This is a genomic window from Cytobacillus sp. FSL W8-0315, from assembly GCF_038002905.1.
Lineage (GTDB): Bacteria > Bacillota > Bacilli > Bacillales > Cytobacillaceae > Cytobacillus > Cytobacillus pseudoceanisediminis.
The window spans coordinates 2,562,891-2,574,811 of the sequence record NZ_JBBOOC010000001.1; the positions used below are offsets into that span (position 1 = coordinate 2,562,891).

At 40.3% G+C, this 11,921-nt stretch carries 13 protein-coding genes and 1 other annotated feature; of the genes, 12 read left to right on the forward strand and 1 reads right to left on the reverse strand.

Annotation, left to right across the window (positions count from 1 at the left end; translation table 11 throughout):
- Positions 1-79 precede the first annotated feature (79 nt).
- From MKY20_RS13170 to MKY20_RS13185, 4 genes are all read left to right on the forward strand, one after another.
- Positions 80-1,093, forward strand: coding sequence for a hypothetical protein (locus MKY20_RS13170; protein WP_251174981.1), 1,014 nt, complete (start codon positions 80-82; stop codon positions 1,091-1,093).
- Positions 1,094-1,165: 72 nt separating this feature from the next.
- Positions 1,166-1,852 (forward strand): response regulator transcription factor, encoded by a 687-nt coding sequence (locus MKY20_RS13175; RefSeq protein WP_251174980.1) that lies wholly within the window; start codon positions 1,166-1,168, stop codon positions 1,850-1,852.
- Positions 1,836-3,257 (forward strand): sensor histidine kinase, encoded by a 1,422-nt coding sequence (locus tag MKY20_RS13180; protein ID WP_251174979.1) that lies wholly within the window; start codon positions 1,836-1,838, stop codon positions 3,255-3,257. Before MKY20_RS13175 ends, MKY20_RS13180 begins: the two co-directional genes overlap by 17 nt.
- Before the next feature lie 267 nt (positions 3,258-3,524).
- Complete coding sequence (locus tag MKY20_RS13185) at positions 3,525-4,556, forward strand: STAS domain-containing protein (protein WP_251174978.1); 1,032 nt, start codon at positions 3,525-3,527, stop codon at positions 4,554-4,556.
- 56 nt (positions 4,557-4,612) lie between these two features.
- Here the strand turns inward: MKY20_RS13185 and MKY20_RS13190 are convergent, their stop codons facing one another.
- Entirely contained in the window at positions 4,613-5,242 is a 630-nt protein-coding gene (locus MKY20_RS13190; RefSeq protein ID WP_009333575.1) for a flavodoxin family protein, read from the reverse strand.
- 130 nt (positions 5,243-5,372) lie between these two features.
- On the opposite strand from MKY20_RS13190, the gene MKY20_RS13195 reads away from it, so the two are divergent.
- The 8 genes from MKY20_RS13195 to corA all read left to right on the forward strand — a co-directional run bounded on the left by MKY20_RS13195 (position 5,373) and on the right by corA (position 11,784).
- The gene (locus MKY20_RS13195; protein ID WP_019382508.1) at positions 5,373-5,774 is read left to right on the forward strand and encodes a VOC family protein; all 402 of its coding nucleotides are present in this window, start codon (positions 5,373-5,375) and stop codon (positions 5,772-5,774) included.
- Between the two features lie 5 nt (positions 5,775-5,779).
- A complete protein-coding gene (locus tag MKY20_RS13200) occupies positions 5,780-6,634 on the forward strand; it encodes an alpha/beta fold hydrolase (protein WP_251174977.1) in 855 nt (284 codons plus the stop codon).
- Complete coding sequence (locus tag MKY20_RS13205) at positions 6,634-7,104, forward strand: GNAT family N-acetyltransferase (RefSeq protein WP_009333578.1); 471 nt, start codon at positions 6,634-6,636, stop codon at positions 7,102-7,104. Before MKY20_RS13200 ends, MKY20_RS13205 begins: the two co-directional genes overlap by 1 nt.
- A 104-nt stretch (positions 7,105-7,208) precedes the next feature.
- On the forward strand, positions 7,209-7,886 hold the full coding sequence (locus tag MKY20_RS13210; RefSeq protein ID WP_192908882.1) for an NAD(P)H-dependent oxidoreductase: 678 nt from the start codon (positions 7,209-7,211) through the stop codon (positions 7,884-7,886).
- Between the two features lie 110 nt (positions 7,887-7,996).
- On the forward strand, positions 7,997-8,938 hold the full coding sequence (locus tag MKY20_RS13215) for a hypothetical protein (RefSeq protein ID WP_251174976.1): 942 nt from the start codon (positions 7,997-7,999) through the stop codon (positions 8,936-8,938).
- A gap of 17 nt (positions 8,939-8,955) precedes the next feature.
- On the forward strand, positions 8,956-9,765 hold the full coding sequence (locus tag MKY20_RS13220; protein WP_251156804.1) for a GNAT family N-acetyltransferase: 810 nt from the start codon (positions 8,956-8,958) through the stop codon (positions 9,763-9,765).
- 27 nt (positions 9,766-9,792) lie between these two features.
- A complete protein-coding gene (locus MKY20_RS13225; protein ID WP_009333582.1) occupies positions 9,793-10,236 on the forward strand; it encodes a GNAT family N-acetyltransferase in 444 nt (147 codons plus the stop codon).
- Between the two features lie 88 nt (positions 10,237-10,324).
- Positions 10,325-10,565 (reverse strand) — a binding site (T-box leader).
- A 262-nt stretch (positions 10,566-10,827) separates the two neighbouring features.
- Positions 10,828-11,784, forward strand: coding sequence for a magnesium/cobalt transporter CorA (gene corA / locus MKY20_RS13230; protein WP_341001412.1), 957 nt, complete (start codon positions 10,828-10,830; stop codon positions 11,782-11,784).
- Positions 11,785-11,921 lie beyond the last annotated feature (137 nt).

Sequence of the window (11,921 nt, forward strand, 5' to 3'; positions counted from 1 at the left end):
TCTACCTGACATATTGCCCGGATATAGTAAAGTCGAGGTTAAGAATGCTTGGCCTTGAAAATATTCAGGAGGTATAGGAATGAAAAAGACAATCATTGGTTTTAGCCTTGCAGGTTTATTATTGGCAGGTGGATATGCGACAACATCTTTTGCATCTGATACAGTAACTTCTGCAGAAAAAGGCGAGTTAAGCTGGAAATTTAAAAACAAGTGGTTTGGACATCATGGCAGGGGGTTTACTAATGACTCTGAATCTGTCCTTCAAAGGGCTGAAGAGCTCGGCATTAAAACAGAAGGAAAAGATGCCGAAACTTTAATTGGTGAAATCAGGGAAGAAGAAATTCTGAAAGTAGCGAAGGAGCTTGGGATTAAAACGGATGGAAAAGATACTGAAGACCTTATGAAGGAAGTAATGCTTGCTAAGCTGAAAAAGGAAGCTGCAGAATTGGGCATCAAGACAGAAGGAAAAGATGCAGAAGCTCTTCATGAAGAAATCGGTACAGCAAAACTGAAAGAGGAGGCCAAAGAACTGGGAGTATCGACTGAAGACAAAGATTTGGATACTCTTAAGAAAGAAATACAGGCTGCTTCCTTAAATAAGAAGGCAAAAGAGCTTGGGATTTCTACTGATGGAAAAGACTTGCAGACCTTATCAGAAGAAATATACACAGCGTCCGTAAAAAAAGAGGCAGAAAAGCTGGGAATCTCCATAGAAGGCAAAGATATCAGGGAAGCTTGGCAAGAGGTATTTTCCGTGATGGTCAAAATAGAAGCGAAGGAACTGGGCATATCAATAGATGGGAAATTTATTCAGCAAATTGCTCAAGAGGTCAGGGAGAAAAAAGTGACTGATCTCGCTAAGGACTTGGGTATTTCCACCAATAATAAATCAACAGCAGAACTTATCTCGGAAATAGAAGAGAAGGACAGTGCTAAATTACAGGATGTACTCGGAGAAAATTTTATGGATATTAAAGGGTTGGGCATGAAGGAAATGAGAGGCAGTCATGGGCATGGGAAAGATGGCAGCATGAAGCAGCGCGTATCTAAAGAAAGTCTAACTGAAACAGATACAGACTCAGGCTCTTTGTAATAAGTTTTAAAAATCCCCGTGTACAAATCCGGGGATTTTTCTTGTATAGTTAACATATTGGAGGAAAGTAAAATGAAAAAGATCCTTGTGGCAGAAGATGAATTGGCTATTTCCAGGGTTTTAAGCGCCTATTTGCAGCGAGAAGGGTTTGAAGTTCTAACAGCATATGACGGCACCAGTGCTCTTGAGCAATTTTTCAGTCACTCACCACAGCTTGTGATCCTGGATATTATGATGCCTGGCATGGATGGCTGGAGTGTGCTTGAAAAAATTCGTGAAAAAAGCGCATGTCCTGTTATCATGCTTACAGCGCTGGGGGATATTGATTACAAGCTGAAGGGCTTGAATACAGGTGCAGATGATTATATTTCAAAGCCTTTTATCGGAGATGAGGTTATTGCACGTGTGAATGCCGTATTGAGGCGATCAGCAAATGTGTACACGGATGAACATATAAAACAATATGGAAGTTTAACGATAAATTTTAATGCGCATACCATTTTCCTGAATGGCAAGGAAGTAAGTTTGACTCCGCGAGATTTATCATTGCTTCTGTTTTTGGCTGAACGGCCTAACAGAACTTTCACCAGGGATCAGTTGATTGAACATGTCTGGGGAATGGATTATGACGGAAGCGACCGTGCTGTCGATTTGGCCGTAAAGAGGATACGGCAGGCATTAACAGACTGGCCGGAAACAGAAGGTGAAATAAGGACGCTCAGAGGAATGGGGTACCAATTCCATGTTTATGAAAAATAACAAAAGAACAACACTGCTCCGCTATTGGACAACCCGCTATCTTATTACACTTGTCATCGGACTTATCTTACTGGCAGCGGGATCTATGTGGTGGATCAGGCAGACAACTCTTGAAAACCGGCTGAATTTGCTGCAGTACGTTGCTGTTGAAACAGCAGATCGTGTCGTACAGCAGGACGGCGGCATCGAATTTGATCCATTTTTTAATAGAATGCTGGAGGAAAGAGCGAAGCTGCTGGAATTTAAGTTTGATCCCCAGGTTTTTATAAGCGATTTAAATGGACAGATATTATATAAAAAATCTGGACGTATGCAGAGAAATAACCAGGCTGGTCCCAATCTCGGAACTTTGCCTGCAGATTTGCTTGAGAACCAAAAGAACGTCCAAAAACTGGAGACAGAGGATGGTCAGGCGGTGTATGCTGTTAAGTCGGAGATATCATTCGATAATAACCAGGTTGGATGGGTCGTGGTGGTCCAAAGCGCAGATGATTTGACGAATGTAAATCAGGAATATTCCTTGTTATTTATCATGCTCACAGGATTGGGTTTACTCGGATGGAGTGTCATTTATTTTCTTTCCAGGAAAATTTCGAGACCCATTCAGGAAGTGGCTCAAGCTGCCTCGAAGGTCAGCGAAGGTGACTATAAAATCGAACTGAAAGCCAGGGCCAATGAGGAAGAGATTCATAATTTAATCATATCGTTTAAAGAAATGACTGAGCGGCTTATGCACCTTGAAAAACTTAGGGCAGAATTGCTGGCTGGGGTCACACACGATTTGAAAACACCTGTCACATCTATAAGCGGTCTAATTCAGGCAGTGCGTGATGATGTTGTAAGCGGGGAAGAAAAAGAGGAATTTCTTGATATTTCTTTAAAAGAAGTCAGCCGTTTGCAGAAAATGATTGAGGACTTGCTCGATTTTAATTCTCTTTCGTCCGGTGCTTTTTCAATCAGGCCCGAAAACTGTGATATGAATAAGCTCGTGCAGAATATTGTAAGGCAATGGGCACTGGCTCAGAAAGGCCATTTTCACTATCGTGTAGAAGTGCCCTCTGAAACCATCTGCAGATCAACAGACCCGTACCGTCTGCAGCAGATTATGATTAATTTATTGAATAATGCTTATCATGCCATTGATGAAGATGGCAGCATTACTGTTATATTGAGTGAGAAATTTATTGAGGTTCATGATACTGGTTCAGGAGTAGCGGAAGAGGAGCAGCCTTATATTTTTGAGCGTTTTTACAGGGGTGAACAGAAAAAGCTGAAAGTAAGAGGGCTTGGCTTGGGGCTTCCATTCAGCAAACTGCTGGCTGGTGCTTTGCACGCAAATTTATTTCTAAAAGAAAGTTCGGCAAAAGGCAGTACATTTACGATTATGTGGGAAGAAGAAGGGTAGGTATAAGCTGGGAGACTTGCTTGCCTATCTCTTTTTTTTGGAGGTGAATAAAAAACTCTGCACGATAAGATGCTGAAAGTTGAATGGATTTTGACTCGCAGGCGGCAAATTTCAGCAGCTATATTTCAAAGGTTTTTTTCATATTTAATAAGGGTTTAACAGAAGCATATACATTTTTGACTCCGAAATAATCTTGAGGGTAGAATAATAATGTTCTTTAAATAGATGACTAGACAGCAACGAAAGTATAAAATGAGGGGGCATTCGATGGAGACTAAATCTTCCAAATATGAAATAAATGTAAATGGATCTTTATTCGATTGGGATTTGGATGATGCAACGTTTAGATTTGAGAACGACGATGTGGTAGTATTTTGGATAAACACAGCTTTCAAGACACTGCTGGACTCCATTGAAGAAATCTCTGGTGAAGAGTCGGCCAAGCTTGTGCTGGAAACAGCAGGGTACCGTACAGGGAAAATTGTCAGCAAATTTTATTTGGAATCGAATAAAGAAAAAGAAGACATTATCAATCATCTGCCCAATATTTATCTAACTGCTGGTTGGGGAAAAACAGACATTGTTTCCTTCTGTCTCGAAGAAAAGAAAGCCATTGTACGTGTTAACAGCGGCTGGGAATATAAGATTAATATTGCTCAAAAGAAAAAAACAGAAGGCACTTTTTTGCCTGGACATTGGGCAGGGGTGTTAAGCGGCCTGTTTGAAACAAATATATGGTATAAAGTGAGGCAAAGCCAGGTCCAGGGGGACCAGTATTCCGAATACGAATTTTTCGAATCCGAAATTACACCTTCCCAGAATATTAGCGCAATGATAAAAGAGCGGACACAGAGCTCCCAGAAAGAGCTGGAAAAGGAAATTGCTGAGCAGACCAGAGTATTGTCTGAAATCATTAAAGAGATTTCTTCTCCTATTATACCTGTGATCGATTCCATTTTAGTCATCCCTTTGGTTGGAAGATATGAAGAGCTGCGGGCAGAGGAATTGCTGAACAGAACATTACTGAATCTTCCCCGATATAAAGCTGAGTATCTAATACTGGACTTAACTGCATTAAAAGGGGTAGATCAATATACTCTGGATTTCCTGAAGAAATTTGTCCGAGCCGCTTCCCTATTGGGCAGCAACTGCATATTTGTCGGGATTTCACCAGAACTTAGCCTCCAAATAATAGAGAGCGGAAATAAAGAAACACAAATTCCTTGTTTTTCTATTCTGCAGCAGGGTATCACCCACGCACTGGATCAATTGGGATTGGAGATTTCTACTAAAAGATAATGAGGAAAAACCAGCATTTAGGGCCAATGCTGGTTTTTTACTGCTTATTAATGCAACTAGACTTTAACGATATTTCCTTCTGCAGGTATCGGATGAGCTTTCAACATTCTAGCAAAATGGATTAAATTATAGGCCATTATTTTGGCATGCTGTCTTGTGAAGTCATTTTCATAGCCCTTTGCTTCAATGAAGGATGGGCCGGGACCAGCCTCTCCAACCCAATAGGTGTCAACATTTGGCGGTATGGTGAATCCCATATGGGAGAGTGAATATAGCACAGAACGCGAAACATGTTTGGCTCCATCTTCATTGCCGGTCACCACTACGCCGCCAACCTTATTGTAATAAATATACTGCCCTTTTTCATTGGTCAGACTGCTCCCTCCATATAATCTTTCGATCACTTTAGTGGTGATGCTGCTTTGCTCGCCAAGCCAGATGGGAGAACCAAGGATAAGGATATCTGCCTCTTCAACCTTCTTAAAAATATCCGGCCATTCATCCTCCTGATCCACAGCTTCAGAAGTAATGCCATATCCAATCTTAAAGTCTGCAGCTGTAATGACCTCTGTTTCCACTTCCGTTTCATCAAAAAATTTAATAACCTCATCTATAAGTGCATCGGTATTGGAGGGTTCACTGCTCTTTTTTAGCGTACAGTTTAATACTAAAGCATTAATTGTCATGGTTAATCAACTCCCTTTCTATTATCCAATACTCTTAATTCCCTTTACTTTGGTTCAAAAACAATAAAATAAAGGAAATGTGATGATTTTAACGAATTACATAAATTGGAATGGGATGGGAGGACTGAAAATGATCTATGAAATGACGATTCAATTCAGGGTGCTGGACATGAAAAAGGGACTGTGGTGGTACGAAACTTTACTTAATAAACAACCTGATTTCATTCCGCATGAAGGTTTTGCAGAGTGGGAACTCATCACAGGGTGCTGGCTTCAGATAGCTGAGGGAACTCCCAGTATAGGAAGCGGTCCAATTAGGCTGGGTGTGCCTGATCTTGAACAGGAACGTGAAAGGCTGATCACAGAATTAAAAATAACACCATTTGATATCCATTCGAGGAAAGAAGTCCCTGTTAAGTGGGCAACATTCTCGGATCCCTGGGGAAATAGAATTGGATATTTTGAATATATCGATAAGCATGAACGGGAAACTCAAATAAAAAAGGTAATCAAAAATGAACGGGGGAGATGACAGCTATGGAGCATCATTTTATAGAAAGAGAGGAAGGCTTTACCCTTCATTATCTGGAATGGATACCTGCATTCGAGAATGACAGCCTTCCTGTAATATGCATTCATGGGAACCTTTCAAATGGAAGAATGTTCAGGTGGATTGGGGAAAAACTATCTCAAGGAAAATGGGGAAAACCAAGACGGGTCATTTCAATTGATTTAAGAGGGTGCGGGGACAGCGGCCTTCCGAAGACCGGCTTTACAATCCGGCATCTGGCCAGTGATATTGAGGCGGTTCTCCAGCACGCCGGAATTGAGAAAGCACACTTTATTTCATTTTCCAGGGGAGTCCCGAATACTGTGCAGTTTGCAGTAGATTATCCGGGCAAAATAAAGGGCTTTGTGGTAGGGGACTTTCCTGCAAAAAGCTTTGTTATGAAAAAGGAATGGGTTGAAAACATAATCGCCAGAAATAAAGTTCATCAGACATGGGAGGAGCATTATCAGGCTATCTCCCCTAATCAGGAAATCAGCCCGGAAGAATTTGCAGAAAGAAAGGAAGAATTCTATGTGAAAAAAGAAGATGGAATTCACGCAAGGGTTCATAAAGATCTCCCCATGAAACTTCAGATGGATTCAGAGGATTTGGACTTAACCTATGGGCTGGATCAAATTGAAGGGCCGGTCCTTTTATTGCGCGGAGAGGAAAAAGGCACTCTGATAAAGGAAGAAGAGGTGCAGGAATTTAGAAGATATCACCCTTCATTAAAAGAAGAATTGATTGCAGGGGCAGGACATTCCGTTTTTGATCCGAAAGAACAAACAGAAAGTATTTTCAAAGATTATTTTGAAAGCCTTGACATAAAAAGGAGGACATAATGAAGATTCGAAGTATTGGCCATTCAGAGCCCCCTCCTATGAACCTGCTATTATTGGCAGATCCTTCAATTGAATTTATTGAGGATTATCTAAATCGAGGGGAAACATATATTGCTGAACTTAACGGAGCAGCAGTCGGCGTTTATATCCTTCTTGCCACAAGGCCAGGAACCTGTGAGATTGTTAATATTGCCGTTAGTGAAAAATATCAGGGAGAGGGCATCGGCAAAAAACTTCTTCAGCATGCAATAGAGCTTGCTTTTCAAGGTGGAAATAAAACCCTTGAAATTGGTACGGGGAATTCCAGTATCGGGCAGCTGGCTCTTTACCAAAAATGCGGTTTTAGAATCACTGGGGTCGATAGAGATTTTTTTGTGCGGCATTACAAAGAAGATATCCATGAAAATGGAATTCTTTGCCGGGATATGATCAGGCTGTCTATGGATTTACAAAGACAGAGCCCAAAATGATTAGGGAGGGCAATGAAAAGGGCAAACTAAAAGCTGATTTCATGAATGTTATGCTGTAATGTGTTACGTTAAAATTAGAACAGTCAGAAAAGGAGTGTTTGGTTTTGCGTGAAAAGGAAACTTTAAAGGAAGACATTCTGAATGCCTATCAATTCAGGCATGCGACAAAGGAATTTGATCCAAATAAAGAAATTCCCGAAGAAGATTTTCGATTTATATTGGAGACAGGCCGTCTGTCACCAAGTTCATTTGGCTTTGAACCATGGCGTTTTGTGGTTGTTCAGAATCAGGAGCTCCGTGAGAAAATTAAGAATGCCTCCTGGGGAGCATTCGGTAAACTGCCTGAAGCAAGTCACTTTGTTTTAGTCCTGGCAAGAACGAAAAAAGATACTAAATATGATTCCCAGTATCTGCAGGATCATTTTAGAAATACTCTGGGGATGCCCGAAGAAATGATGGAAAAATATTTGCAGCGGATAGAGGAATTCCAGAAGTCTGATTTTGATCTTCTGGAAGGAGACCGCCCTCTCTTTGATTGGGCCTGTAAGCAAAGCTACATCGCACTGGGGAATATGATGACCGCTGCTGCACAAATTGGCATAGACTCCTGCCCAATTGAAGGTTTCGATATTGAAAAAATGAATAAGCTGCTGAATGAGGAAGGTTTGCTTGAAGAAGGAAGCTTCGGGCTGTCGGTAATGTGTGCATTTGGGTACAGAGTGAAAGACCCAAGGCCGAAAACACGCAGACCATTCGATGATATTATAAAGTGGATTGATTAGGAAAAGAGCTTTGACTCTTTTCCTTTTTTATTGCTTAAGAAAGGAAATTGAAATTATAGCTAGAAAACTAATAAGAAATCAAATGCGCCTAATTAAGAAAGGAATAATTTATGAAGATAACGAAAGAAAGATTTGAGAATACAGGCAGATGGATTAAAAGAAATGCAAGGCCGCTTGAATCAGCTTTATGGTCATACCATTTTGAGGATCTTAATGATGAAGGGGTAATAAAATGTATTGAAGCTTTTCAGAATGACGATGGAGGATTTGGCCATGGCATTGAACCTGATTTCTGGTCCCCTTACTCGTCACCGATGGCTTCATGGGCGGCCGGACAAATTTTGATGGACATTGAAGCAAAACCCGAGTTAAATGTTGTACAAAAACTAGTAAATTATTTAGAACACAGCTATATGCATGAGAAGAAAATGTGGCCATCAGTTATGCCTTCAAACAACGAGTACCCACATGCTCCATGGTGGCATTGGACAGAGAATGTCCAGGAAAATTGGTCTTATAACCCAAGTGCGGAGCTTGCCGGGTTCTTATTGCATTGGTCACCACCTGGTACCAGTTCTGCTGAAATAGGGTGGGAAACAATTAAGGATGCAGCTGATTACATAATGGAAGCTGATGAGATGGATAGGCATGAAATTAACAATTTTCAGAAGCTGGTAAAGTTAATGTCTAAGCAGGAAACTGAATTTGATTCCAGAATTAATTACACTCTCAAGCATACGGCTGAGAAAGTGAATGCTCTTGCATACAAAGCTGCCGGGAAGAAAAAAGAAGATTGGGGATTAGGCTATACAGCCACTCCCTTGGATTTTGCTGAGCATCCAGAAGATTCTCTTTCTATGAAATTTGGAACGTTAATTGATGATAATCTTGATTTCTATATTGAGCAGATCTCAAATGAAGGAACATGGGATATTTCCTGGAGCTGGGGACAATTTGATAATGAATTCCAAATTGCACGCAATCATTGGAAAGGAATACTTGCAGTTAAGCGATATAAAATATTGCATTCTTTTGGAAGGCTTGACGTTTAATAAATGAGGTGAAAATTATGAATCTAGTGATGAAAAGTGACTTAGCTGAGAGGCTGGACCAGGCAGAGACAGATGTGCTGCACTCCAGATTGACAGCTATTAAAAATCGGGATGAAAACCCAATGGGCGTTGAGATTAAAAGAATTGGCCAGACAACCGCTTTTTTTGCCAGGAATATTCCGGGTCCATCATTCAATCTCGTTAAAGGATTTAAGGAAGCCGATACAGAAGTTCTGGATCAAATAGTTGATTTCTACCAGGGAAAAGGAATCCCAATTCGATTGGAGATCACACCATCAAACGGATCATCAGATTTACTGAAGCTGCTTCATCAAAAAGGATTTTATCAATGTGATTTCCATACCACTTTGTTTGCGGAGCCTTCAGATCTTGTGGATCTTCCCATTCATGCTGGCATTGATATACGCAGGATACAAAGAAAGGAATTTGATCTTTTCGGCGAGGTATATACAAAGGGATTTGGCATGCCTGGTTTCCTTAGCCAGGGGATAGCTGAAAATAATGAGGTGCTTTATGGCAATGAAAACTGGGCCTTTTACCTAGCATTTGTAAACAACGAACCAGCTGGAATAGGTGTCATTTTTATGGAAGAAGGGGTGGCAAATCTTGCGGCCGCGGCTGTTTTGCCTTCTTTCAGAAACATGGGAGTCCACAGCGCGCTTATTCAAGCCCGAATCTGCCAAGCGATTACAAATAATGCCGAGCTGCTGACTGGTCAGGCAAGGTTTGGTTCGGTAAGCCAGAATAATATGGAAAAAGCAGGTTTGAAAATTGGATATACAAAAGCAATTTGGATAAGGGAATAAAACCGCTTGAAGGCAGGAAGGTGCAAAATGAAGCATAAGATACATATCAGGAAAACGGCTATTGAGGATATTCCCAAGCTTGCCCGTTTAATGGGAGACTTGGGTTATCCTGTATCGCAAGAGCAAATGGAAACAAGACTTAATAACATCGGCTCACATCCTGATTACTGCACATTAGTGGCATGTCTAAAAGATAAGGTTATTGGCATGGCTGGATTCCATACAGGTCTTTTATACAATACTGACGGCATTCATATCCGTGTTATTGCTTTAGTTACTGATAGTAATTACAGAGGGATTGGTGCAGGCAAGAAACTGATGCTGGCTGTGGAAGATTTTGCAGAACAATTGGGGGCTGCCGGAATCGTACTAAATAGCGGAAACAGGACTGAGCGTGAAGACGCTCATCATTTTTATTTAAGTTTAGGGTATCAGGCAAACAGTACCGGGTTTGTGAAAACTCTCAACTAGGCAGCGGGAATTGAGGTGAAGGAATAGGAAAACCAGGCTGTTTAAGAGCCTGGTTTTTCTTTATAAAGAAGCTTTTGCATCCATCCCAGAAAGGGACGAGTCTATACTCGCGATACCACTCTAATTCTGCAGTTCAAAACTGTAGCACTCAGCTACGTACAATCATACGCGTTCCAATGTAACGGTGGAAAACCCGTCAAAGCTTACTGTATTTCAGCTTTGCATCTCAGAGATGATCTTCGGATCAGGTACTGGACACCGGCTTTCACCATATGCCGGCTCTCTTTGGAAAAGCATTCCTGTCTTACTCTTCTCGTCAGCGACTTATTATTTGAAATTAATTAGTTGACAAGTAAATATTTTTTGTTAATTAAAATTACTTTTTTGGATAAAAGCGTTAAAGTAGACGGATATAGAGGTATTTACCGAATTATTACAGTAGACTGACTAGAATAAGAAAGTATTTTCTTGTTTAACAGTGCAAGGTGAAGAGGTAAATAATAAATATTCAATTGGAAGAGTGCTCATTAGGATATCGTTATCAAAAGTGGAAAAAATACGTTTACAGAATGGAAAGACTAGGAGACAATCATGATTAGAATACAAGCTGTAAATAAGAAAGATGAACTGCAGAAAGATATTACATTTGAGAGGCTGAAAGCAGAGTGGGAAAGTTATAAGTGGTTTTGGGTTGATTTTGATCAGCCAAACGAGGAGGAAACAGCTGAACTCGACAAGACTTTTCATTTTCATCCCCTGGCAATAGAGGATTGTGTTGTTAAACTCCAGCGTCCTAAAATGGATTATTATGAAGACTACAGCTTTTTTGTCACCCATAGCTTAAATCATATTAACGAAGATAAGCAGGAAATCAACTTTTTCATCGGTTCAAATTACATAGTATCGTACCACCATGAGCTCTCCAAAGAAATGAATGATGTTTGGGAAAGGCTGAGCCAGAGTAAGAAAATCAATAAATGGGACCCCTATTTGGTCATGTATCATATCATTGATAAAATAGTGGATAATTACTTTCCCATCGTTTATCACCTGGAAGATCGTTTGAGTCTCATTGAAGATAATCCAAATGATGAAACAATGGAAGAATTATTGGAGAAATTATTTGATATCCGTTATCATTTATTGCAGATAAGATATACAGTCATTCCGATGCGGGATTTAATATACCGTGTCATTAATTCTCACAGGCTTAAAGGCGTAAAGGAAAGATACGAATACTTTGCTGATATTCATGACCATTTGTTGAAATTGACTGAAATGATTGATGAAAACAGGGAATTGACGACCGATATCCGTGACAGTTATTTATCGATCAACTCCCATCAGACAAACCGGGTGATGAGAGTCCTTACCGTGATAACCACCATATTCATGCCATTAACCTTCATAGCGGGCATTTACGGAATGAATTTTGAAAACATGCCGGAATTAACATGGAAATATGGTTACTTTGAAACGCTGTTTTTAATGTTTATTATTGCCTTAGGCATGTTTTGGTGGTTTAAGAAGAAGGGCTGGTTTCGATAAAAGCATAATGAAAGCTTTGCCTGAAATTTTTGGCAGAGCTTTTTTTATTGGTTTTGTTTTGAGGAAGGGAGGAGAACTTTTTACTTATATGGAATGTTAATGTAATAGATTCGCCAGAGGCGGATTGGATAGAAAAA